Below are 24813 nucleotides of genomic sequence, written 5' to 3' on the forward strand. Positions count from 1 at the left end.
ATCTTAGATCAAGAAATTATAATTTTAGTATGATTGATATTGGTGGAGTTGTTGGAGTGCTATTGATCGTATCTAATATTATCTTTTCTTACAAAGGTTTTATGAATCTCTCTTTATTTAATGCTTATAAATTTGAAGTAGATAGCGTATTAATTCATAAAGAATACAAAAGGCTTTTAACATCAGGATTTTTACATGTAGGTTGGACACACCTACTTCTAAATATGTTTACGCTATATTTTTTTAGTGACCTTTTAGAAATTAAATTAGGAAGATTTTATTTTTTAATACTTTATCTACTAAGTTTAGTAGGAGGTAATTTGTTTGCATTATACATCCATAGAAATCATGGTAACTATTCTGCTGTAGGGGCTTCAGGAGCAGTAAGCGGAGTTATATTTGCTACAATTGCTCTTTATCCCGGACTTGGATTAAGTTTTTTTGGACTTCCATTTTCAATTCCAAGTTGGATTTATGGACTTTTCTATGTAGGGTATTCTATTTATGGGATTACATCAAATAAAGATAATATTGGCCATGAAGCGCATTTAGGAGGAGGCTTAGTTGGCGTTTTAATAGCCATAGCAATGAAACCTAATGCTTTGTTTGAAAATTACTTACCTATTTTACTAATTGTTGTACCAACACTACTTTTTATTTATTTGATTGTTACAAGACCTGAAATATTAATTTTGAATAATTTTTCATTAAAACAAAAGAGTACGTATTTTGATATTGACAAACAGTATTATGAAAAAAAGCAAAACAAACAACAAGAGTTAGATAAATTACTTGATAAAATAAGTAAAAAAGGAATTGATAGTTTATCGAAAAAAGAAAAAGAAAATCTTGAAAAATATTCAAAATAGAAATATGCCAAATAAAATTACATCACTTTTTGGGATAAAACATCCTATTATACAAGGCGGTATGATCTGGGCAAGTGGGTGGCGTTTGGCTTCCGCTGTTTCTAATGCCGGTGGTTTGGGTATTATAGGTGCTGGTTCTATGTATCCAGAAGTATTACGAGAACATATTTTAAAATGTAAAAAAGCTACAGATAAACCTTTTGCGGTAAATATACCAATGCTTTATCCCGATATAGAGAAGCATATGAATACTATTGTAGCATTAGGCGTTAAAATTGTTTTTACTTCTGCGGGAAATCCAAAAACATGGACCTCTTTTTTAAAAGAAAATGGAATTACTGTCGTGCATGTAGTTAGTAGTTTAAAATTTGCTTTAAAAGCCGAACAAGCAGGTGTAGATGCTGTAGTTGCTGAAGGTTTTGAAGCAGGTGGTCATAATGGAAGGGATGAAACAACTACCCTAACTTTAATTCCTGCTATAAAAGAAAAAATATCTATTCCGTTAGTAGCTGCTGGTGGTATCGCTACTGGTGATGCAATGCTGGCCGTTATGGTATTAGGGGCAGATGGGGTACAAGTAGGAAGTAGGTTTGTTGCTAGTGTAGAAGCTTCATCACATCTATTGTTTAAGAAAAAAGTAGTAGAAATTGGAGAAGGCGCTACTCATTTAACATTAAAAGAATTAGCTCCTGTACGCTTGATAAAAAACAAATTCTATACCCAAATACAAGAATTATATGCTAACGGCACTACTCCAGAAGCATTGCAAGCCTTGTTAGGAAGAGCAAGAGCAAAGCGCGGTATGTTTGAAGGTGATTTAGATGATGGAGAATTAGAAATAGGACAGGTATCTGCCTTAATTCATGAAATAAAGCCTGCTGGTGAAATTGTAAAAACAATGATGGAAGAGTTTGAAGCGGCAAAGAAAAAAATAGTAGAATTATAGTTTATGAGTAAAAGAGAACTTCAATTACAAGCTTTTGATAGATTGTTAAGTATTATGGATGAGTTGCGAGAATTATGTCCTTGGGATAAAAAGCAAACTATGGAAACGCTACGCCACCTAACTATAGAAGAGACCTATGAATTAGGCGATGCTATTTTAGATAATGATTTAGAGGAGGTAAAAAAAGAATTAGGAGATCTTTTATTGCATATTGTTTTTTACGCAAAAATTGGAAGTGAAACAAATACTTTTGACATAGCAGATGTAGCTAATGAAATTTGTGATAAACTTATTCATCGTCATCCACATATTTATGGAGATGTAAAGGTAGAAAATGAAGAAGATGTAAAACGTAATTGGGAACAATTAAAACTTAAAGAGGGTAAAAAAAGTGTTTTAGAAGGTGTTCCTAAAGGCTTGCCAGCATTAGTAAAAGCAAATAGAATTCAGGATAAAGCATCCGGTGTTGGTTTTGATTGGGAACAACCAGAACAAGTCTGGGAAAAAGTACAAGAAGAATTAGCAGAACTTCAAGAAGAGGTAATAGCCAATAATAAAGATGCTATGGAGGCCGAATTTGGTGATGTTTTGTTTTCTATGGTGAATTATGCTCGCTTTTTAAAAATAAATCCAGAAAATGCTTTAGAGCGTACTAATAAAAAATTTATTGGTAGATTTCAATATTTGGAGAATAAAGCAAAAGGTTTAGGAAAAGCCCTTAAAGATATGACCTTAGCTGAAATGGATGTATTTTGGAATGAAGCAAAAAATGTTTAAAGAACTTTAATTTTACAGTAAGCGAAAATAAAAAAAGCTAGATTAAAAATATTTTTAACCTAGCTTTTTTGAAGTGTAATAGCGATTAATTTTTTTAATCTTCGTCAACTTCTACTTCTGTTGCAATACCATATTTTGGTTTCAATCGCTTTCTAACAGAAGTATATGTGTCAGAATATGTTTTTAAATACCCATCTTTTTCTATGTAGAGAAGTACGGGATCTTTTTCATCATCTAAAGCTACATATTCATAGAAATAGCTAAGTCCTTTTTTATCTTTCAATTCAACTATATCTACTTCTTTGTAGTTACAAATTATTTTTTTGGCATTTTTTTCTGCTTTAAAAATAATTTTATTGCCCTTAATTTGTACAATTCCACTTGCAGTAGTACCATCTTTAAAGCTTATAGTACCTTCATTTTTTTGTGAATAAGTAGCCGTGTATGCAAAGCACAAGAGTGCCAGCAGAGCTAGTATTTTTTTCGTTTTCATATAGTGTTCAGTTATATTAAACTATGTGTCTCGTAAGCAAGGTAATAAAAAAAAACTATCCGTTTGTATTTAAACTTTAAATTTTCTTTTTAGCGGAATTAATGGTGTTTTTGACGGTATTCTAGTAAAGTTTAATTCACTAATCTAAATAAACAGTTACTTCATATTTATCCAATACTACCCCTTATCTTTGTGTACTTTAAAATACGTACAAATTGTTTCAGCAATACACTAAAGAATTCCGTTATAATTTAAAGCTGTCATTTCCAGTAATTTTGGGAATGCTAGGACATACTTTTGTGGGTCTTGCAGATAATATCATGGTGGGTCGCATTGGTACAGCTGAATTAGCAGCTGTTTCTTTAGGGAATAGTTTTGTTTTTATTGCAATGTCTTTAGGGATAGGTTTTTCTACCGCTATAACACCTTTAGTAGCAGAAGCCGATGCATCTGGTGAAATTGCAAAAGGCAAAAGTGCTTTAAAACATGGTTTAGTACTTTGTACTGTACTAGGCCTGTCTTTATTTGGTTGTATACTTATTGCCAAACCATTATTATACTATATGAAACAACCACCTGAAGTAGTTTCATTAGCCTTACCGTATCTAGATTTAGTAGCATTTTCATTGGTGCCTTTAATCATATTTCAGGCCTTAAAACAATTTTCTGAAGGCTTATCGCAAACCAAATACCCTATGTATGCTACAGTGATAGCAAATGTGGTGAACATTGTGTTAAATTACCTCCTCATTTTTGGAAGTTTTGGTTTTCCAAAACTTGGAATTATAGGAGCAGCTATAGGTACATTAGTAGCAAGAATTATAATGCTGTTATACCTTTGGTTATTATTAAAAAAGGCTGCTAAATTTGAGGCCTATGTGACCAATTTTAACTTTAAAACGTTAGAAAAAAAAGTGATGCAAAAGATTATAGCTTTAGGTTTCCCTTCTGCATTACAAATGTTTTTTGAAGTTGCTATTTTTACCGCTGCCATATGGTTGAGTGGTGTACTTGGAAAAAATGCCCAAGCTGCCAATCAAATAGCATTAAACCTTTCTAGTATGACCTTTATGGTTGGTATGGGGCTTGGTGTTGCTGCTATGATACGAGTAGGGAATCAAAAAGGGATAAAAAACTTTAAAGATTTGAGACGTATAGCGCAGTCTATATTCTTTTTAACCCTACTGATAGAAATTATTTTTGCATTATTTTTCTTATTATCTAATAATTGGTTGCCTACCATTTACTTAGATATTAATAATGTAGCCAATCAAGTAGATAATACAGAAGTAATTTTAATGGCAGCTAAATTAATATTAGTAGCTTCTGTTTTTCAAATTTCAGACGGCTTACAAGTTGTTGTTTTAGGGGCTTTAAGAGGTCTACAAGACGTTAAAATACCCACTTTTATTACCTTTATTGCCTACTGGCTTATTGGTTTTCCTATAAGTTATTATTTAGGATTACATACAAATTTTGGAAGCACAGGAATTTGGATTGGATTATTAGCAGGGCTTACAGCATCAGCCATAATGTTGTATATTCGATTTAACATACAAACTAAAAAACTAATTAGCTTAAATAGTAAATAAATGGAATTTCCTAAATTTTTATTAGGGGATAATACTGATTATCCAAGCGCTATATTTATAGTGCATACAGAATATCCTAGGTTTATAATAAATCTTGAAAATGACGAAGTAGAGTGGTTAGAAGATTTTACTAGAGAAGATGAAAAAGAACTAGAATCTGAGGCTGAAAACTTAATACAACAGGCAACCGCTTTTTATGATAGAGAAGTTGCTAGATATGAAGAATAAAATAAGATGCTAGAGGAAATCATACAGTATGATAAAGAACTCTTTTTATTTCTAAATAATTTAGGAAATACTACTTGGGATGGCTTTTGGATGTTTATGACAAATAAATTTACTGCCATTCCATTATACCTATTTTTAGCATTCTTATTTTATAGATCTTATGGTGTAAAGAAGCTATTGTTGGTATTGGTAATGATTGCTTTATTAATAACAGCAACAGATAAACTTTCTACATTATTTAAATACGGAATTGGACGCTTAAGACCTTGTTATGATGATAGTTTGTATGGTCTAATGCGATTGGTAAAAGATTCTTGCGGAGGGAGATACAGTTATTTTTCAGCGCATGCAGCAAATTCTTTTGCTGTTGCTGGATTTTTTAGCATTTTATTAAAACAAAAAGTAAAATATATCGTTATTTTCTTATTAACATGGGCATTTATAGTTGCGTATAGCCGTATCTATATTGGTGTTCATTTCCCTTTAGATATCTTTACAGGAGCTATTATAGGACTAGTTTTTAGTTGGTTATTTGCAAAGTTGTATATATTTGTGATTCGTAAAATAGGTGTATGATTTCTAATACTAGGTATTGGTTTTTACTTTTTTGTGTAGTTGTAATTTATATTGCAGGAATGTTTTCTATTTTATTTGAAAACGATTCTGCGCAATTTGCAACTATGGCCATGAGAATGGTTCAAGAAAATGATTTTTTACATTTATTTAAAGGACCAAGTGAATATTTAGATAAACCACATATGCATTTTTGGCTTGCTGCTTTATCTTTTAAAATTTTTGGAATTCATGATTGGGCGTATCGAATCCCAGCTATATTGGCTACATTTCTAGGGGCATACAGTTGTTATGGACTAGGAAAATTATTATATAATACATACGTTGGTAAATTTGCAGCTTTAATTTTTCTCACAACACAGACTATTATCTTGTCTGTTATAGATGTCCGTACAGATGCTGTTTTAACAGGCTTTACCATTTTTGGACTCTGGCATTTAACTGCTTACATTAATAAAAATAGCTTAAAACATATTGTTTTAGGTGCTTTTGGGGCTGGTATTGCATTTTCTACAAAAGGACAAATAGCATTAGTTGTTATTGGTTTACCTATATTATGCCACTTAGCATATACACGTAAATGGAATCAGTTTATAAATTGGCGTGTTTTAGTTGCAATAGTCGTTTTTGCAATAACAATAGCTCCAATGTTGTATGCTTATTATATTCAATTTGATTTGCATCCGGAGAAAATTATAAGAGGTAAAGATCATCGAAGTGGAATCTTATTTATTCTTTGGGAACAAAGTTTTGAACGAATGAGTGGACAAGGAATTGGCAAGAATAGTAGCGATTACTTTTTCTTTTTTCATACCTTCTTTTGGATTTTTCTACCATGGACATTTATCTGTATCATAGCGTATTGGAGTAGAGTAGGAACATTTATTAAACTAAAATTTAAATACAATCCTAAGTATGAGTTTTTAACCTTAGGAGGAATTGCTGTAGTTTTTATTTTAATAAGTTTTGCACAATTTAAATTACCACACTATTTAAATATCATTATACCGCTGTATTCAATTCTTACAGCATCTTATTTATACAGTTTATATGTCTATACCCAGAAAAAAGCCATTAAAGTAATACTAGGTATTCAGTATTTTATGCTTTGTGTTGTATTTATTGCTAGTGCATTAATTTGCTTTTTTGTGTTTAAAATCGATTCTTTTTTCACATATGCTTCACTATTTGGTTCATACGCTTTTGCAGTATATTTTTCGCTAAAAAGAGAGGCCTATTACCTAAGAATAATTACACTGTCTGTTACAAGTTCTTTATTGATCAATGCAGTTATGAATTTTCATTTTTATCCAAATTTGTTAGAATATCAAGCAGGATCATCCATAGCCAAAAAATTGCAAGAAGAAAATATTCCTTTAGAAACAACGATCTATAAATTTTCAGAAGATCATACTTGGGCTTTAGATTTTTACAATCAAAAGCCGGTACAATCTATTTCTATAAACGAGTTGAAATATAAAAATGCGGTATGGGTATATGCTACTGATAGTGATCTTGAAGCATTACGAAAAGCTAATCTTTATTGGAATAAGCAATTAACCGTAAATCAGTTTAGAATAAGCCGTTTACAAGCTAGGTTTTTAAATCCTTTTAAAAGAGAAAAAGTACTTAATAAGAGACATCTTATTTATATTTATTAAGTAGTCATTAGTATATAAATAAATTGCAAAAGTTGAAAGAATTACTAATTTGGACAGGCAAAATTAGTGCTACTGTAATCGGAATCATATTCTGTTATACATACTTTAAATCAACTCCAACATTTCTAGATCATCCCAATAATTTGAGTAATAAAATTGAAACCATAGAAGTAGGTTATGTAAATTGGGCTTGTGATTGTGCAAACTTCTATGAAACAAAGTTGTATCAACACAATACGGCATATAGTTTAAAAGCGGAAGATTGTATTTTTATTGAACCAAATGATAAAAATAATATCATTCCAGAAAAATATTTTGATACAATTTACCAAAATCAGAATTTAAAATTGGTTGGACAGTTTTATCTAGAAAAAGGAATTTCGAGATCTTATCAAATAAAAACACCTGAAAAACCAGATTATTCCAAAGTTTTCAGGTATGAATCGTTTAAAATAATAAACAAAAAAGAGTTATAATTTAAACAGAAGTTATTAATTCTGGCTTTTTAAAATGATATACCGCGCCAAATAAGGACACTAGAGCAGTAATTAAGAAAAAGACAACACTAACACTAATAGCAGTATTTTCGTTTAAACTAAGTAAGGCTGCTCCATAGTAAAAAGTAATTTCTCTACTTCCTAATCCGCCTAAAGTAAGTGGAATTACAGATACTATAGAAGAGATTAGAAAAATAAACAAATAGGGGATAGTTGATGCTTCTATTTGTAAAGCTTTCAATATAAGCAATACCGCAACTAATTGCGATAATTGCACTAAAGCAGAATATCCAAATGATTTCCAGAAAATTGCATGTACATAGCTAAAAAACTTTTTATGAAGTAAGCAAAAAATAAAGATACTAGCAATACTAGCAGTAATAGCTACTTGTTTGCTATATATAAATAAGGAAGTGTCTAATATGGCTAATAAAATACAAGCATAAACAAAAAGCAGCAATAAACCACTTAATCTGTCTATAACTAAAACTGCTACAATTTTTTTGGTATTTATTTCAAATTTCTTTTTTATAATATAGCCTTTATAGGCATCACCACCAATTCCACCAGGTAAAAACAGGTTGTAAAACATCCCTAATAAGTATAGCTTTAGGTTACTTATTTGAGTTAAAAAAACGTTTAATTGATGAAAATAAAGATTAAGCCTTAGGGCTGCAATTACTTTTGAGATGACAAAAAAGAGAACTGCTAAAAGAAGATAAAAAGGCTGTGTTTTTTGTAGCGTTTCTAAAGCAGAATCAAGACCTATTTTGGTAAAAATAAAATATAATAAGATAACACTAATAACAATTTTTAGTGCAGTGACCAGTTTTTTATTTGGTTTTATCACCTATGGAAATATTTTTAATTCGATATGGCCGCTTATTTTGAGATTCGTAGTAGGTACGGATTAATAGTTCCATTACAATTCCTATGGTAAATAACTGTATTCCTGCTAAAATAAACATCAAGCCAAATATTAATAAGGGTCTGTTGCCAATATCATCTCCTAATAATTTGACCACTAATAAGTAGATGTTTATACCTCCTCCTAAAAAGATCAATAATGCACCAAAGATTCCGAATAAATGAATAGGTCTTTGAAAATATTTGCGGATAAAGAGTAAAAGCACCATATCTGCAATTACCTTAAAAACACGTTCTAAACCGTATTTAGAAACGCCAGCATTTCTTGCATGGTGTTTTACAGGCACTTGTTTCATTTGCGCACCTTCTAAATGTGCTAATAAGGTAATAAAGCGATGCATTTCGCCATATAAATTCAAGTCTTTGGCAATGTCTTTTGTAAATACTTTAAGGGCACACCCATTATCTTTTATATCTAATTTTGTAACTCTACGCACTAAAAAATTAGCAATTTTAGAGGGTATTTTTTTTACCAGAGAATCTTTTCTTTTTTGCCGAATTCCTGTTACTACGTCATACTCACCACTAACAGCATAGGATAGCATTTCTGGAATATCACTTGGATCGTTTTGTAAATCACCATCCATAGTAATAATATATTCGCCTTCTGCATAATCTAAACCAGCAGCTAAAGCCAAACTCTGGCCATAATTTTTCTTTAATGCAATAAGATGAACTTTATCATCTTTCATTGCTTTTACTACTTTTTTAGTAGCATCAGTAGAAAAATCATCTACATAAACTATTTGATAGGTATAGCCTTGTAAACTTTCGTGAATTTTTTGCGTTAATAGCGTTACATTCTCTTCTTCGTTATATAAAGGAACGACTATAGAAAGAAGGGAATCGGTTAAAATACTCATAGATAGTGTCTGTCTTAGGACTGCAAATTTATGATTTTAATTTTCATTTTGGAGCGCTAGCAATTTTTCTGCAGCAATAAAAGGAGAAATTTTATGAGTAGTTACTTTTTCTAAGATCTCTTCTAGTGCTTTTTTTACTTTTTTATGCTGATAAAAATTAGATTTTAATTGCTCTTCTATCGTTTGTAATACCCAATATTTATTTTGGAGTTGTCTTTTTTCTTGAAAAAACGTTGTTTTTTTATTTTCAGTGATATAATTCTCAATTACCTGCCAAGTACCATCTATACCTGTTTTTTCTATAGCAGAACACAATAATACTTTAGGAACCCAACCATTATCTTTTGCAGGGTAAAGATGCAATGCACGTGTAAACTCTATTTTGGCAAGCTTGGCTGCATTAATATTTTTTCCGTCGGCTTTATTAATTACAATAGCATCTGCCATTTCTATAATACCTCTTTTTATGCCCTGCAATTCATCTCCTGCACCAGATAATTTTAATAATAAAAAGAAATCTACCATACTATGTACTGCGGTTTCACTCTGTCCTACACCAACAGTTTCTATTAAAATAACATCGTATCCAGCTGCTTCACACAAAACAATAGTTTCTCTAGTTTTACGAGCAACACCACCTAAAGATTTTCCAGAAGGAGAAGGACGTATAAATGCATTAGAATCTTTTACAAGGTTTTCCATACGTGTTTTATCTCCTAAAATACTCCCTTTACTAATTGAACTAGTTGGGTCTACCGCTAGCACAGCAACTTTTTTACCACTTTGTGTTAATTGTTTTCCTAAACTTTCTATAAAAGTGCTTTTGCCAACACCAGGCACTCCAGTAATGCCTATTCTAACCGAATTATTTGACGATAATAAACATTTCTCAATAATGAGATTTGCTTTTTTAAGATGTTCAGGATTAGTGCTTTCTACTAAGGTAATTGCTCTGCTTAAAGCCGTTTTATCACTTTTTAAAATTGCTTTATGTAATGTTAGAGCACTGGGTTGTGATTTTCGCTTAGCAACTATTTTTTCAATAGATTTTGTGTTGATGCTTTTTGGAGGAGGGATTCCAGCATTTTCTTTTAGCGTAGCTTTTTTAGTGGTTTTTTTCACAAATGCCCAATGTTTTAATACTAAAAACTTTATTGATGTATGACTAAAGTTTTATACAAATTTAATCATTCATTTTTCGTTGTGGGTTTTTATATGCCTTATTAGTCCGTTAATTATAATTGTGTTGTAAATTTAAAAAAAGATTCGTTTTTATACTGTTCTCCGGGTTTTAATATGCTTGAAGGAAAATTAGAATGGTTTGGTGCATCAGGGAAATTCTGCGTTTCAAAACAAATAGATGGTTTTTCTTCTGGAGTGTATATAACTACTGCAGGTTGATTGGTTTTTACATTTAAACTAATACCCGAAATTGGAGAGTGTAAACAAGCAGTATATTCTTTTTTATGGCTAATAGAAAAAGGGGTGTCTAAACGAGTGTCGCCTATTCTTGTCATATTTAAAAAATCATACTTCGTATTTTTTACCTTTAGAAAATTTCCAGTAGGTACTAAATTATCATGCGTTTCTAAAATTTCTTCGCAATCTAATGTCAACTCATATCCGTTAATACTATCTTCTGTATCTATTTTAAAATAAGAATGATTTGTTAAATTGATTACTGTGGTTTTATCTGTTTGCGCTTCATGTGTAATTTGTAAAGTATCGTTAATTAAAGTATAGGTAATCGTTACATTTAAATTGCCCGGATAACCTTCTTCCATATCAGGACTTGTATATGATAGTTTAATAAAAGGAGTGTCTCCATGAGAAACTTCATCAACAGTAAAATATTTTTTATCAAAACCTTCTATACCCCCATGTAGGTGCACTCCTTTGTCAGCATGTATAGGATACTTTTTATCTTCTAGAGCAATACCTTCATTTGCTATTCTTCCAGCATATCTACCAATACAAGCACCTAAATACATAGGATTGTTAAGATAATCTTCAGGATGTTCAAAACCTAAAACCATATTGGTTGGTTTTCCATTTTTATCTTTAACAATAAGTTTTTGAATAATAGCCCCATAATCAAGTACAGTAAGGCTTATAGCGTTAGTTTTAATGGTGTTTTGAATCACAAATCATATATTTAAGTTATAAAATTACATTATTTTGAAACATCAAAATAATTGTGTCGTCTTTAAAATAACAACTAAAAACTAATAATTGGAAATTCATTACATGTTCCAAACAGATTTAATTACAAAATGTAAGCGTAATAACCGTAAAGCACAATTAAAGCTTTATGATAAATATTGTGATGGAATGTTTTGTGTAGCGATGCGCTTTGTTAAGAACAAAGATGATGCAGAAGACGTTTTGCAAGAGTCTTTTATTAAAGCGTTTCAAAAAATTGATCAATTTAAAGGTGAAGTTACATTTGGTGCATGGTTAAAAAGAATAGTGGTCAATACAAGTTTAGATTTTTTAAAAGCGAAAAAGAATGTGCACGTTCCATTGGCAGAAAATCAATTAAAACTTGTTGAAGATGAAGATTGGAGTGTTTCTAGTAAAGTGTCAATAGACGAAGTACGGGATGCAATATTAAGTATTTCCGATACTTATAAATATGTATTGATGCTGTATCTTATTGAAGGTTATGATCATTCAGAAATCTCCGAAATTTTAGCTATTCCAGGGCCAACCTGTAGAACTAGATTGTTAAGAGGTAAAGCTATTTTAAAAGAATTATTAAAAGAAAAAGTATATGGGACAGGATCTTAGAGAGTTATTTAAAGAAAAAAGAATGTCTGAAAAACCTACTTTAAAAGAAGGGCATAAAGAGCGCTTTAGTGCATTGTTAGATGATGCTTTTCCAGTTGCTCAAAAACCTGCTTTTTCTGTATATAAAATAGCGGCTGCCGTTTTGCTTTTATGTGGTCTTAGTAGTATAGGATATATGTTTTTTAATAATGGAGATATAGAAAAAACTACAACTATTGTTGGTACTGAAAAACCAAAAGAAGATGCTAATAGTAGTATTTCTTTAGGTGATTTATCTCCAGATTTAAAAAAGATAGAACAGTACTATGTAGCCAATATTAATTTAGAATTAGCTCAAATAGAAATAAAAGGTGATAATAAAATCATTGTAGATAATTTTATGAATAGATTATCTGAATTAAATGAAGAATATCAAAACCTTAATGAAGAGCTAAATACCTTAGGGCCAAATGATCAAACTATTAATGCCTTGATTACTAATTTACAATTACGTTTAAAGTTGTTATTAAAATTAAAAGAAAAATTAAACGAATTAAAATCATCAAAAAATGAAACAGTACAAAATATATAAATTTATTCTAGCCTTAGGTTTTATACTTACTAATTTAAGTCTAACAGCACAAAAACAATCAAAAACCTATAGTGAAATTTATAATGTTGGTGATGATGCGGTATTAAATATTAATACCACACACACAGATATTGAGTTTGAAACTTGGGATAAAAACCAAATTTCTATCGAAGCCATTGTAGAGATTGATGGTGTTGAAATTGAAGATGTTGAAAAATATTTTGAACGGAATGAAGTTAAAATCACTGGAAATAGCAAAGAAATAAAAATTAATACAGGATCCTCTAATCGTTGGTTAGATCATGTGGGAAATGGAAATTTTGGTCATGTTACATATGAAGACTTTGATTTTGATATCTCTCACATAGAACCTTTAGTGATTGAATTGGAAGAGAGTGCTTTGGATTTGGGTGATGCTGTAATAGATCTTACCGATAATATACCAGAATTTGATCATAAAGCTTTTAAAAGAGAAGGAGATTCATATTTAAAAAAATGGCAAAAAGAATTTGAGAAAAATTTTGGAGACGATTTTGATGGTGCTGTAAAAATTAAAATAGCGAATAGTAAAAGGAAACTTAAGAATAAAAAAGGAATAGATGCAAAAAAGAAAGCATATGAAGAAAGAAGAAAACGATTTGTAGAAGCTAGAAAAGAACGTGAAGCCGAATACAAAGAACGTAGAAAAGAACGTGAGGCTGAATACAAAGAGCGCAGAAAAAATTTAACTGAAAGAAGAGAAGAATGGATAAATAGGATTACAGAACGTGAGAAAGATCCAAGAGTATTTTGGAATGGTGATCACAAACCAAGTGTTTTTTATTTTGATGGTCGTGAAGATGGAAAAAATGCTAAAGTAAAGGTAACAAAGCGTATAAAAATAAAAATGCCAAAATCGGCTACTTTAAAAATGAATGTGCGTCATGGTGAGGTAAAACTAGCAGCTAATACCAGAAATATAAATGCTACTTTGGCATATACAGATTTATATGCCGCTACTATAGATGGTGATAAAACACAAATTAATGCATCTTATTCTCCTATAAGCATTCAAAAATGGAATTATGGAAGATTAAATGTTGATTATTCTGATCATGTTACTTTAGAAGAAGTGAATCACTTGACCTTGAATGCAGTATCTTCAGATATCAATATTGATAATTTAATGAAAAATATATACGCAAAGAATAACTTAGGGGCGCTACAGATTAATGCTGTAGCCCCTAATTTTTCTACTATTGATATTGCTGTAGATAATGGCGAATTTTCTTGTAAAATGCCTAAGGTAATTGCTTATGACGTTTACATTAACGGAACAAGGTCAAAAGTACATTGTACAACAAATTTAACACTAAACAAAGTAGACAATAACGGAACAACGATATACAAGGGTTACCATAAAAATAAAAACAGTGATAAAACAGTTACAGTAACGTCTAACTATAGCAATATTGTAGTTGAATAATATTAATGATTTGCTTCAGCTTCCTTCTTTAATAATTCTGGATGTCTTTTTTTAAATCGATTTAAACGTGGTACTGATACAGCGCGTATATAAGACTGATTGGGATTTCTTTTTTCAAAATCTTGGTGATATTCTTCGGCATCATAAAACACAGTAAATTTAGTTACTTCTGTAGCTAGTGGGCTGTCATAAATTTTAGCAGCTTCTAGTTTTGCCATATAATCTTCAATAATTTTTTTCTCTGCTGCATTTTTATAAAAAGCTATAGAACGGTACTGGCGTCCCATATCGGGCCTTTGCCCATTAACAGTAGTAGGATCATGAGAACCATAATAAGCAATTACGAGCTCCTCAAAAGAAATTACTTTTGGATCGTAATATATTTCAACAGCTTCAGCATGTGAAGTTCTTCCATAGCCCACCTGTTCATATGTAGGATTCTTTTCTGTACCACCTGAATAACCAGAAATTACCTCTTTAACTCCTTTTACACTCTCAAAAATTGCTTCTACACACCAAAAACAACCACTTGCAAAATATGCAGTTTCGTATTTATCTAAATCTTGTTGGTTTGCAATAGCAATTTCTTTACTGTTATCTTTAGCTTTACTTTTAGACTGACAGCCAATAGAAACAAATGTTAATACTAATAAAAGAGTAATTTTAATTAATTTCATGATATGATTTTATAAAATATTAGTACAAGAAATATATAAATCCTTACATTATTAGATATTGCTTATTCTTGTATTCTTAGTTACCATAGCGTTACATATGTTTTTAAGTTAAATTACCAGATGAATTCTTTTGAAAAAACTCTTACTGAGGTCTCAGAACAACCTATAGCAATTTTAGACACTGCTATTCATTTAAATACATATACAAATTTAGATTTATCTGTTCATAATACGGCATTAAACTCCATTGATATTACTCAGCCTACAGAATGTCAAAAATATATAGATACTATTTTGCATTCCAATAAGGCTACAGTGGCGTACGGTGGTTATTTAGAAGAAAGAAATTTATATGCAGATAAAAGTAATTTTTCTGAAAATAAAGATGCTTTACGTAACATTCATTTAGGTTTAGATTTCTGGACAAAAGTTGGCACCAAAGTATTAGTTCCTATAAAAGGTATAGTGCATAGCTTTAAGAATAATGCTGTTAAAGGTGATTATGGTCCAACCATAATTCTTTCGCACAATACAGGCGGTATAGAATTCTATACCCTATATGGACACTTAACCATAGCGTCTTTAGACAAATTGTATGTAGGTAAAGTTTTTGAAGATGGAGAAGTTCTAGGAACAATAGGGGAGACGGCTATAAATGTAAACTATGCGCCCCATTTACACTTTCAAATTATTAAGAATATAGCATTGTATATGGGTGATTATCCTGGAGTTTGTACAAAAAAAGACCTGCCTTTTTATGCTGAAAATAGTCCAAATCCAAATCTATTATTGAAAGTATAATTTTAAAAAGTCGATGAAATGCATCTCATTTCGATGAGCGAAAACAGGTGTAATATCGATGAACGGTTAAAGAGAACACTTTATCCAAGTTTTGATCAGATACCTAAAAATAAGGGGTTTTGAGCGATTTTTAAAGAAATAGACCTGTGTTTGCTACTAACTTTGCAGTGTAACTAAAACGCAAGTCATGAAATTAATTATTACAATATCTTTTATTCTTTTTACAACTCTTTTTGCAAATGCTAATACTAAAAACACAGAAGTAAAAGTAAAAACAATAACTAAAACAGTAGTTATTATAAATAGTATTGAAAAAACAGATAATATTGCTCGTTTATATCTGTACAAAAATTCTAGAGTAAAGAAAGAATTATCTTTTTATACCAAAAGAAATAGAGCTAAATTGGCTTAGTTCATTAAATACTACTTTATTTTGCGTTTTACGTTTACATGTACTATATAACTAAAGCTACAAAAATTACTCTCCTTAACTTTGCCAATGGCAGAATAATATAATTCTTTCCATTACATACTCATCTTATCTACGTTTTTGTTAGATACCGAAAAATAAACTGCCTTGAGCGATTATAAAGTAGCTACGACCACTATAGCTGTTAAATTTATAGTTGTAAAACAAAGCAATTATGATTTTAACTATAATACTGATTACTATAGTACTATTTTTTTCTTTTTATGGGGTAAGTAGAAATAATAAAAATATATTAAAACCAATTATGGTATATATTCAAAAGAAAAAATAATTTTTATAGTTATTATTCAGGTTTCTATTTTTGATGTAGTTCTAAGTTTTATCCTAAAAATAGCAACTTCACTTTTTTAGATAGTTATAGGTTTTTGCTTAGATGGGTGGATGAATACTATCGTTTATCGGTTAAAAAATATGCATTTTATCGAAGTTTTGTTCAAACAACAGATATTAGTGAGTTTGGGCGACTTTTTTGTGTTATCATGGAAGTTATTATTACATTTATAATTAGACTCCCAAATCTACCTACATTATGAAATCAATTATTACAATCCTTTTTGCTTTATGCATTGGGTTTTTTACTTACGGAAACGAGAAAAAACCAGAAAATAAAATAACTTTAAAAGCAAAACAAGTTGTTTTGTTCAAGGTCAATATTTTAAAATCAAATCCTCCAACACAAATTACTCGTTTATACTTATTCAAGAATTATAGGGTACAAAAAGCATTAAATTTTACAACTAAAGAGAATGAATTTGAAGTTTTAGTTTAAAATTTAGATTGAATCTTTCTGTTTAATTATAATTCAATTTCACAATAATTTTGTGTTCAGAATCAATTTTAAGATTTTAAAAACTATTCAAGACATTTATCACCTTACATAAATCTGTATCTTGAGGATTTTCTCATGACTATTTCTAAATGCGAAAAGAAAGTGTTTATTTGTTGAACTCAATTTTGATAAGTTGAAAAGACTTACTCAAAATTGTATGTTAGAATTCATACTGCTTTTTCTGTAAAATCTTGGTTGACTCGTTATATCGGCAAAGGCTTGTAATAAGGCTTAATACTTTTTATATCACTTAAAACACTATCGAAATAGCCCTCTATACTGTTGTAATATGCTGAATGTTTTGATCAATTTCTTTAAAAATGATATTGTAATTAGTACCCTTTAGGCTATTATCTTTTTGTATAGACCCTTGTAATTGTCTAGTGAGGTTATAGATTAGCTTTAAACCTAAAGATTTCACCGTTTTTGGAGTAATGTCTTCTGAATACCCAACACCATTATCTCCAATTTTTAAAATATAATTGTCTGAATTTTTAGGTTTAATAGATATAGAGATTTCTCCTTTTTCATTTTTTTGGAATCCATATTTTAAAGAATTCGTAAGAATTTCGTTTATAAGAAGCCCTAACGGAATTGCGGTATCTATTCCTAATTTAATGTCATTTATATCTATATATAATGCAATATCATTATCATTTCCTTTTATAGAGTTTATTAAATATTTACACAGTTCTTCCACATAAGATTTATATTCTATTTTAGATAAATCTTCTCTCATATATAGCATTTCATGAACCATAGCCATACAATTTACTCTACTTTGACTGCTTTTTATAAGCGTTTTTACATTGTTGCTTTCTATATTTCTTGCTTGTAAATTAAGCAAACTAGATACTGTTTGTAAATTATTTTTAACTCTATGGTGTACTTCTTTAAGAAGCATTTCTTTTTCCTTTATACGCTGTTCTATTTCTGCTTTGGATTTATATAATTGATGATGATCTCTAAGTAAATATTTGCCAAATACGCCTCCTAATAAGTATACTGCAAATAAAATACTAATAAAATCAAAAAGTTTTTTAGATTTTTCTGGGATTACATTTTGGGTAAAATCAAAATAATAACTATCTAAAAAATAGATAGCAATAATCATTATGATGATGGTATAGAGATAAATTTTCCCAAATTTACTAGTAGAAACATAGCCTGCAAGAACAATTAAGGCTAAAATAAACATAAAAGGACTGCTTATTCCACCACTATATAGCGTAATTAATAATGTGCTGATAAGTGAAATTAAGGAAGTTGCTAATGCCATAGCAACTAATTTTTTATGAAAGGTATAAGAAATTACATTAATTAAATTAAAGACTGTGTATGAAAAAAAAATAGCAGGAAGTATTATTTTTTTTGAGTCTATGAAAAATATATAAAAGACCCCTAAAACGATACTCAAAATAGATGAAATATAATTAAACTTTATAAGGAGGCGAGTTTTATTGACCAGCCTGTTCTTATTTGTTTTCTTTAAATTCATCTGTATAATATCTTGATATTAATGATAAGAACTATAACTTTTTTAAATAAAAACTATTTTTTTGAAAAAATAGTATGATAATATTACTTATAATTTCACTTATTTTATACTTTTCTGCGTAAAAAATAAGAATTTACTATTTAATAAGTGGAGTGTTATCTTCTAAATCTTTAAAAATCACAATATAATTGGTGCCTTCTAAGCTGGTATCTCTTTCTACAGAACCTTGTAATTGTCTACTGAGGTTTTGTATGAGTTTTAAACCTAAAGATTTTGTTTTAGTAGCATCTGTATCTTCTGGGTATCCCACACCATTATCACCTATAATTAATTTATACGTTTGGTGCTCAACTTTCGTTAAAGCAATATTAATCTCTCCCTCTGTCCGATCTTTAAAACCGTATTTGAGTGAATTTGTAATCACTTCATTAATTAAAAGACCTAATGGTATAGCTGTATCTATACCTAAATCAATATCATTAATGGATACTTTTAATTGAATATTATTTTCAGCACCTTTAATAGATTTTATTAAATACTCGGCTAGTTCTTTTACATAAGACTTATATGTTATTTTAGAAAGATCTTCTCTCATATAAAGCATCTCATGTACCATAGCCATAGAATTTACTCTGTTTTGACTGCTTTTAAACAAACTTTTCATAGCTGGATTATCCATAGTTCTAGCTTGTAAATTTAATAAGCTAGAAACGGTTTGTAAGTTGTTTTTAACTCTATGGTGAACTTCTTTTAGTAAAGTTTCTTTTTCTTTTATTTTTTGATCTACTTCTTTTTTAGAACTATATAATTTATAGTGTGTTGTGATTAGTATTTTACCAAAAACACCGCCTAATATGTATACCGAAAACATAACACTTAGATAGTTAAAAACACTTCTAGACTTTTCAGGGATTACATTTCTGGTAAATTCAAAATCTCCAGCGCCTTGTACATAAATAAGGGTTATTAATAAGAATACAATATATAAATATATGGTTCCATATTGTCTGGTAGTAACATAACCTGCAAAAACTACTAAGGCCAAAACAAATATAAAACCACTATTAATGCCTCCGCTATAAAGGGTAACAATAACAGCAGCAGATAGTGCCATAATTGAGGTAATGTTGTAGGTAAGCGTTAAATTTCTATGCGATTTGTATACTAAAGTATTGACAAGATTTAAAAAACTAAAAGAACAAAATGTAAGTGGAATAACATCTGTAATATCCAAAAAGTAATAGCAAGCGATACAAAACAAAAGGGTAAGCGCACTTGAAAAATAATTTACTCTAAGTACTAATGAAGTCTTTGCTTTTAGGGACATTTATATGATTTATAAAAAGACCACTGTTTCTAATGGTTTTCAATTTATATAATTGAATTCACGAGATATTCTTCGTTACGTAAATCTAAAAGGTTTTTTGATATAATCAAAAACGACAGCTGTTTTTTAGCTGTCGTTTTACTATTTATAAGGTTTTTAACACTTAATGTTCAGTAAGAACCCATTCTCCTTTAGAAATAAGTGGTTCCGCTTGTTTATATTTTACGGTCTTACTTTCTCCAGACATTACATTTTTTATAGTAACACGGTCGTTTCTGCCAATTTTAGGAGCTTGCCTAGTAATTGTTTCTGTAACGGCTTGTCTCTGACCTTGATTTTGCCCAACCGCACGGTTTTGTGCTGCGAGTTCATCACTATTTAAAACCTCTTCTTTACTTACATTAAGTTTCTCCTTAGGTCTACTTATATTTCTTGCTTCTTGTACATTAGAAGTATTACCAGTAGGTATTTCACCTTTATATAAGAAAGAAACAACTTCTTTGTTTACTTTTTCTATCATTCCTTTAAAAAGTTCAAAGGCTTCAAACTTATATATTAACAATGGATCTTTCTGCTCATGAACTGCTAATTGTACAGATTGTTTTAATTCGTCCATTTTTCTTAAATGTACCTTCCAAGCATCATCAACAATAGCTAGTGTAATACTTTTTTCAAAATCTGTAACTAATTGTTTCCCATCACTTTCATACGCATCTTTTAAATCTGTTACAATATTATACGTTTTGGTACCATCAGAAAAAGGAACAACAATACGTTCAAATGTATTAGATTGATCTTCAAAAACATTTTTAATGACTCTATATGCATTTGCAGCACTGCGCTCCATTTTTTCTTGGTAATGCTGATAAGATGCTTTGTATAAAAGATCAGTAATTTCTTGATTACTCATTTTTCCAAAATCTTCTTCAGATACTGGAGATGTAATTGAAAAATATTTAATCAGTTCAAATTCAAAGTTCTTATAGTCACTCGCACCTTTGTTCGTTTCAACAATAACTTCACTAGTATCGTAAATCATATTGGCGATATCTACTTTTAATCGCTCTCCTTGTAAGGCATGGCGTCTTCTTTTATAGACTACTTCACGTTGCGCATTCATCACATCATCATACTCTAACAAACGTTTACGAACACCAAAGTTATTTTCTTCTACTTTTTTCTGAGCACGTTCTATGGATTTGGTCATCATTGAGTGCTGAATTACTTCACCATCTTCTAAGCCCATTTTATCCATCATTTTAGCAACCCTGTCAGAACCAAAAAGGCGCATTAGGTTATCTTCTAACGAAACATAGAATTGCGAGCTTCCAGGATCTCCTTGTCTACCAGATCTACCTCTTAACTGTCTGTCTACCCTTCTTGAGTCATGACGTTCTGTACCAACAATGGCTAAACCACCAGCTGCTTTAACTTCATCTGATAATTTAATATCGGTACCACGACCCGCCATGTTTGTGGCTATCGTTACAATACCAGCTTTACCTGCTTCTTCTACAATATCTGCCTCTTTCTTATGCAATTTTGCATTTAAAACATTATGAGGTACTTTTCTAATGCCTAACATTCTAGACAATAACTCAGAAATTTCTACTGATGTTGTACCAATTAATACAGGTCTGCCCGCTTTCGAAAGTTTAGTTACTTCGTCAATAATGGCATTGTATTTTTCACGTTTTGTCTTGTAAATTAAATCATTTCTGTCATCTCTGGCAATAGGTCTGTTGGTTGGGATCTCCATTACATCTAACTTATAGATTTCCCAGAATTCACCAGCTTCTGTAATAGCAGTACCCGTCATACCAGACAATTTACTATACATCCTAAAGTAGTTTTGTAAAGTAACCGTAGCAAAAGTTTGTGTGGCTGCTTCTATCTTTACATTTTCTTTAGCTTCAATAGCTTGATGCAGTCCATCTGAGTAACGACGACCGTCCATAATACGCCCCGTTTGCTCATCAACAATCATTACCTTGTTTTCCATTACTACATACTCCACATCTTTTTCAAATAAAGTATATGCTTTTAATAGCTGGTTTAAGGTATGGATACGTTCTCCTTTTACACTAAACTCTTTAAATAATTCGTCTTTAAGCTCAGCTTCTTTTTCAATGTCTAAGTTTTGAGTCTCTATTTTGGCGATTTCTCCACCAATATCTGGCATAATAAAAAACTCTTTGTCTTGTTCACCAGAAATATGTTCAACTCCTTTTTCAGTAAGTTCTATCTGATTATTCTTCTCATCAATAACAAACCACAATGCTTCATCTACTTTAGGCATTTCACGGTTGTTATCTGCCATGTAGAAATTTTCTGTTTTTTGTAGCAATTGTTTTACACCTTCTTCACTTAAAAACTTAATTAAAGCTTTGTTTTTGGGCAAACCTCGGAATACACGTAGTAATTGAAAACCTCCTTCTTTAGTGTCACCCTCAGTAATTAATTTCTTTGCTTCTGATAAAACACCTGTTAAATATTTTCTTTGTAGCTGTACAATATCAGCTACTTTAGGTTTTAACTGATCAAATTCATGAATATCTCCTTTTGGTACGGGTCCAGATATAATTAATGGTGTACGGGCATCATCTACCAAAACAGAATCTACCTCATCTACAATTGCATAATTATGAGGACGTTGTACCAAATCACTTGGTGTATGGGCCATATTATCCCTTAAATAATCAAAACCAAACTCGTTATTAGTACCATAGGTAATATCAGCATTATATGCTGCTCTTCTACCATCTGAATTAGGCGTGTGATTATCAATACAATCTATAGTTAAACCATGAAATTGAAAAATTGGAGACATCCAAGCACTATCCCTTTTTGCTAAATAATCGTTTACAGTTACAAGATGTGTACCATTACCTGTTAAAGCATTTAAATATAGGGGTAGGGTAGCTACTAAAGTTTTTCCTTCCCCAGTTTGCATTTCTCCAATTTTACCTTGGTGCAATGCGATACCACCTATAAGCTGTACATCGTAATGGATCATATTCCAGGTTACTTCTTTTCCGGCAGCATCCCAAGAGTTTTTCCAAATAGCTTTATCACCATCTAGCGTAACATAGTCTTTTGTTCCAGAAAGCTCACGATCATATTCTGATGCGGTAACAGTAAGTGTGGTATTATTTGTAAAACGTTTTGCCGTTTCTTTAACTACAGCAAATGCTTCTGGAAGTATGGTATTTAATGTTTCTTCTGAAACTTTATACGCTTCTTCTTTAAGACGATCTATTTCAATATAAATATTTTCGTTCTTATCGATGTCTTTAGATGCTTTTACCTCTTCTTTAAGTGCTGCTATTTGATCATTAATTTCTTTACAATCATCTTGTATCTTCTGTTTAAATTCAGCAGTCTTTGCACGAAGTTCATCAATAGATAATTGCTCCAATTCTTTCTCAAAAGAGTGTATTTTGTCTATTAAAGGCTGTAATTCTTTTACATCTTTTTTTGCTTTGTCTCCTACAAAAACCTTTAAAATTGAATTTAAAAAACTCATATTTATATAGTGTTACTTGATGTTTTTTGCTTTAAATAGTTCTAAATAAAGCAGTTTCATTTTCTTTAGTACTTATATCTAAGAATACTAACAGTGAATACCAAAATTAAGTAAAAAAAAAGCCTCAGATGAGACTTTTATATTGTTATTATACTACTATTTAATATTCATCCTCATTCCAGAGGTAGTCTTCTTCTGTTGGGTAATCTGGCCAAATTTCTTCAATAGATTCATAAATCTCTCCACCTTCTTCTTCCATAGATTGTAAATTCTCAACAACCTCTAAAGGGGCACCAGTTCTAATTGCGTAATCTATTAATTCATCTTTACTTGCTGGCCAGGGTGCATCACTTAAATAAGATGCTAATTCTAAAGTCCAATACATGCTATTCGTATTATTTTAATTTTTTGCAAAAATAATTTTTTAATCGAAATAGCCAAGTTTATTTGGCTATATTTTTGCGTTAATATTTTGATAACGAATAAATAACGAATTTATTTCTCTTTTTCAGGAATCCATTTTACTTCATCCGCTCCTAAATCTATTGACAATTTCCGTGCCAACACAAAAATATAATCAGATAATCTATTAATGTAAACAAGAACATTAGCATCAAAAGGTTCGTTTTCATTTAAAAGAGATGCTAAACGCTCCGCTCTACGGCATACTGTACGGGTAATATGACAGTATGACACGGTGGTGTGCCCACCTGGTAGTATAAAGTGTGTCATAGGAGGTAAATTAGCATCCATAGCATCCATTTCTGTTTCTAAGAGTAGAATGTCTTCATTACTTATTTTAGGAATATTTAAACGTTCTTTACCATTTTTTAGGAGTAATTTTTCTGGAGCTGTAGCTAATACAGCACCTACAGTAAAAAGCCTATCTTGTATTCTAGACAATATTTTTTTAGAATGCAAGTCTATTTCTTGGTCGCGGATAAGTCCAATCCAAGAATTAAGCTCATCTACTGTGCCGTAACTATCTATTCTAATATGATGTTTTGCTACTCTGGTGCCTCCAAAAAGTGCTGTAGTTCCTTTATCTCCTGTTTTGGTATATATTTTCATGTACTCTAAATGTTTTATGTATACTGAGATACGCTATTTAATTGAAAAATATTTTGGATGGCAATTCATAAGAAGTTTATAAGCGTATTGCCTCGCAGTTTGTGATTTTATAAAAAAGTTTAAGGGTTTATATGTTGAATAGTTTTGCATAGATAACTTTAACCCATATCCCATAACCCATAACTCATTATCTCTTATCCCTATCCATAAACTTACGTTCTTTTCGCTTTGCGTTTCGTTTTTTAGTAGCACCTATATTAAAAATAAAAATGGCTAATAAAACTCCTGCAATGATGTATAGTGCATAATCTCCCATATCATTTATTTTATGCTTAAAATTAC

26 protein-coding genes are annotated in these 24813 nt (G+C 30.5%); 14 read left to right on the forward strand and 12 right to left on the reverse strand.

All coding sequences use genetic code 11. The features are described 5' to 3' along the window. Positions 1 to 29: 29 nt before the first annotated feature. From ACZ451_RS12985 to mazG, 3 genes are read left to right on the forward strand one after another with little or no spacing between them, the layout of a single operon-like run. On the forward strand, positions 30 to 869 hold the full coding sequence (locus ACZ451_RS12985) for a rhomboid family intramembrane serine protease (protein WP_464213074.1): 840 nt from the start codon (positions 30 to 32) through the stop codon (positions 867 to 869). 4 nt (positions 870 to 873) lie between these two features. Next, positions 874 to 1815, forward strand: a complete 942-nt coding sequence (locus tag ACZ451_RS12990) for an NAD(P)H-dependent flavin oxidoreductase (protein ID WP_464213076.1) — start codon at positions 874 to 876, stop codon at positions 1813 to 1815. Between the two features lie 3 nt (positions 1816 to 1818). Beyond that, positions 1819 to 2592, forward strand: a complete 774-nt coding sequence (gene mazG, locus ACZ451_RS12995; protein WP_464213078.1) for a nucleoside triphosphate pyrophosphohydrolase — start codon at positions 1819 to 1821, stop codon at positions 2590 to 2592. A 94-nt stretch (positions 2593 to 2686) separates the two neighbouring features. Here mazG and ACZ451_RS13000 read toward each other — a convergent pair whose 3' ends face one another. Further along, positions 2687 to 3085 (reverse strand): hypothetical protein, encoded by a 399-nt coding sequence (locus tag ACZ451_RS13000; protein WP_464213080.1) that lies wholly within the window; start codon positions 3083 to 3085, stop codon positions 2687 to 2689. Between the two features lie 215 nt (positions 3086 to 3300). On the opposite strand from ACZ451_RS13000, the gene ACZ451_RS13005 reads away from it, so the two are divergent. The 5 genes from ACZ451_RS13005 to ACZ451_RS13025 are packed head-to-tail and all read left to right on the forward strand — an operon-like array spanning position 3301 to position 7615. Next, positions 3301 to 4677 (forward strand): MATE family efflux transporter, encoded by a 1377-nt coding sequence (locus ACZ451_RS13005; protein ID WP_464213082.1) that lies wholly within the window; start codon positions 3301 to 3303, stop codon positions 4675 to 4677. Continuing rightward, positions 4678 to 4905, forward strand: a complete 228-nt coding sequence (locus tag ACZ451_RS13010; RefSeq protein ID WP_464213084.1) for a hypothetical protein — start codon at positions 4678 to 4680, stop codon at positions 4903 to 4905. Between the two features lie 6 nt (positions 4906 to 4911). After that, on the forward strand, positions 4912 to 5481 hold the full coding sequence (locus ACZ451_RS13015; RefSeq protein WP_464213086.1) for a phosphatase PAP2 family protein: 570 nt from the start codon (positions 4912 to 4914) through the stop codon (positions 5479 to 5481). Beyond that, positions 5478 to 7139 (forward strand): ArnT family glycosyltransferase, encoded by a 1662-nt coding sequence (locus ACZ451_RS13020; RefSeq protein ID WP_464213088.1) that lies wholly within the window; start codon positions 5478 to 5480, stop codon positions 7137 to 7139. Before ACZ451_RS13015 ends, ACZ451_RS13020 begins: the two co-directional genes overlap by 4 nt. A gap of 32 nt (positions 7140 to 7171) precedes the next feature. Next, complete coding sequence (locus ACZ451_RS13025; RefSeq protein ID WP_464213090.1) at positions 7172 to 7615, forward strand: hypothetical protein; 444 nt, start codon at positions 7172 to 7174, stop codon at positions 7613 to 7615. A gap of 1 nt (position 7616) precedes the next feature. On the opposite strand, the gene ACZ451_RS13030 is transcribed toward ACZ451_RS13025, so the two are convergent. From ACZ451_RS13030 to ACZ451_RS13045, 4 genes are all read right to left on the reverse strand, one after another. Further along, positions 7617 to 8486: a lysylphosphatidylglycerol synthase transmembrane domain-containing protein gene (locus tag ACZ451_RS13030; protein ID WP_464213092.1), complete on the reverse strand. Its 870-nt coding sequence runs from the start codon at positions 8484 to 8486 to the stop codon at positions 7617 to 7619. Then, positions 8470 to 9426 carry a glycosyltransferase family 2 protein gene (locus tag ACZ451_RS13035; protein ID WP_464213094.1) on the reverse strand — a complete coding sequence of 319 codons (957 nt, stop codon included), beginning with the start codon at positions 9424 to 9426 and terminating at the stop codon, positions 8470 to 8472. The genes ACZ451_RS13030 and ACZ451_RS13035 overlap by 17 nt, the downstream gene beginning before the upstream one ends. Positions 9427 to 9462: 36 nt before the next feature. Then, positions 9463 to 10548, reverse strand: a complete 1086-nt coding sequence (gene meaB, locus ACZ451_RS13040; RefSeq protein WP_464213096.1) for a methylmalonyl Co-A mutase-associated GTPase MeaB — start codon at positions 10546 to 10548, stop codon at positions 9463 to 9465. A 113-nt stretch (positions 10549 to 10661) separates the two neighbouring features. Then, positions 10662 to 11570 carry an aldose epimerase family protein gene (locus ACZ451_RS13045; RefSeq protein ID WP_464213098.1) on the reverse strand — a complete coding sequence of 303 codons (909 nt, stop codon included), beginning with the start codon at positions 11568 to 11570 and terminating at the stop codon, positions 10662 to 10664. Between the two features lie 103 nt (positions 11571 to 11673). Here ACZ451_RS13045 and ACZ451_RS13050 point away from each other — a divergent pair, with 103 nt between their 5' ends. Genes ACZ451_RS13050 through ACZ451_RS13060 form a run of 3 tightly spaced genes read left to right on the forward strand, consistent with a single transcriptional unit; the run spans position 11674 to position 14252 of the window. Beyond that, complete coding sequence (locus ACZ451_RS13050) at positions 11674 to 12216, forward strand: RNA polymerase sigma factor (protein WP_464216927.1); 543 nt, start codon at positions 11674 to 11676, stop codon at positions 12214 to 12216. Continuing rightward, positions 12200 to 12787, forward strand: a complete 588-nt coding sequence (locus ACZ451_RS13055) for a hypothetical protein (RefSeq protein ID WP_464213100.1) — start codon at positions 12200 to 12202, stop codon at positions 12785 to 12787. The genes ACZ451_RS13050 and ACZ451_RS13055 overlap by 17 nt, the downstream gene beginning before the upstream one ends. Continuing rightward, positions 12765 to 14252, forward strand: a complete 1488-nt coding sequence (locus tag ACZ451_RS13060) for a hypothetical protein (protein WP_464213102.1) — start codon at positions 12765 to 12767, stop codon at positions 14250 to 14252. The genes ACZ451_RS13055 and ACZ451_RS13060 overlap by 23 nt, the downstream gene beginning before the upstream one ends. 2 nt (positions 14253 to 14254) lie before the next feature. Here the strand turns inward: ACZ451_RS13060 and msrA are convergent, their stop codons facing one another. Then, positions 14255 to 14929 carry a peptide-methionine (S)-S-oxide reductase MsrA gene (msrA, locus tag ACZ451_RS13065; protein WP_464213104.1) on the reverse strand — a complete coding sequence of 225 codons (675 nt, stop codon included), beginning with the start codon at positions 14927 to 14929 and terminating at the stop codon, positions 14255 to 14257. A gap of 120 nt (positions 14930 to 15049) precedes the next feature. Here msrA and ACZ451_RS13070 point away from each other — a divergent pair, with 120 nt between their 5' ends. The 3 genes from ACZ451_RS13070 to ACZ451_RS13080 all read left to right on the forward strand — a co-directional run bounded on the left by ACZ451_RS13070 (position 15050) and on the right by ACZ451_RS13080 (position 16989). Beyond that, positions 15050 to 15730, forward strand: coding sequence for a peptidoglycan DD-metalloendopeptidase family protein (locus ACZ451_RS13070; RefSeq protein ID WP_464213106.1), 681 nt, complete (start codon positions 15050 to 15052; stop codon positions 15728 to 15730). A 187-nt stretch (positions 15731 to 15917) separates the two neighbouring features. Then, entirely contained in the window at positions 15918 to 16142 is a 225-nt protein-coding gene (locus ACZ451_RS13075; RefSeq protein ID WP_464213108.1) for a hypothetical protein, read from the forward strand. A gap of 607 nt (positions 16143 to 16749) precedes the next feature. Further along, positions 16750 to 16989 carry a hypothetical protein gene (locus tag ACZ451_RS13080; RefSeq protein WP_464213110.1) on the forward strand — a complete coding sequence of 80 codons (240 nt, stop codon included), beginning with the start codon at positions 16750 to 16752 and terminating at the stop codon, positions 16987 to 16989. A gap of 334 nt (positions 16990 to 17323) precedes the next feature. Here ACZ451_RS13080 and ACZ451_RS13085 read toward each other — a convergent pair whose 3' ends face one another. From ACZ451_RS13085 to ACZ451_RS13110, 6 genes are all read right to left on the reverse strand, one after another. After that, on the reverse strand, positions 17324 to 18328 hold the full coding sequence (locus tag ACZ451_RS13085) for a sensor histidine kinase (protein WP_464213112.1): 1005 nt from the start codon (positions 18326 to 18328) through the stop codon (positions 17324 to 17326). Positions 18329 to 18683: 355 nt separating this feature from the next. Further along, positions 18684 to 19874: a sensor histidine kinase gene (locus ACZ451_RS13090; RefSeq protein ID WP_464213114.1), complete on the reverse strand. Its 1191-nt coding sequence runs from the start codon at positions 19872 to 19874 to the stop codon at positions 18684 to 18686. A gap of 163 nt (positions 19875 to 20037) precedes the next feature. Beyond that, on the reverse strand, positions 20038 to 23400 hold the full coding sequence (secA, locus tag ACZ451_RS13095; protein ID WP_464213116.1) for a preprotein translocase subunit SecA: 3363 nt from the start codon (positions 23398 to 23400) through the stop codon (positions 20038 to 20040). A 160-nt stretch (positions 23401 to 23560) separates the two neighbouring features. Further along, positions 23561 to 23785 (reverse strand): DUF2795 domain-containing protein, encoded by a 225-nt coding sequence (locus ACZ451_RS13100; RefSeq protein WP_010520089.1) that lies wholly within the window; start codon positions 23783 to 23785, stop codon positions 23561 to 23563. A 110-nt stretch (positions 23786 to 23895) separates the two neighbouring features. After that, positions 23896 to 24471 carry a cob(I)yrinic acid a,c-diamide adenosyltransferase gene (locus ACZ451_RS13105; RefSeq protein ID WP_464213121.1) on the reverse strand — a complete coding sequence of 192 codons (576 nt, stop codon included), beginning with the start codon at positions 24469 to 24471 and terminating at the stop codon, positions 23896 to 23898. Between the two features lie 187 nt (positions 24472 to 24658). Beyond that, a complete protein-coding gene (locus ACZ451_RS13110; RefSeq protein WP_464213123.1) occupies positions 24659 to 24787 on the reverse strand; it encodes a hypothetical protein in 129 nt (42 codons plus the stop codon). Between the last annotated feature and the right edge of the window lie 26 nt (positions 24788 to 24813).

The sequence above is a fragment of the Allocellulophaga tsushimaensis genome (genome assembly GCF_055383085.1).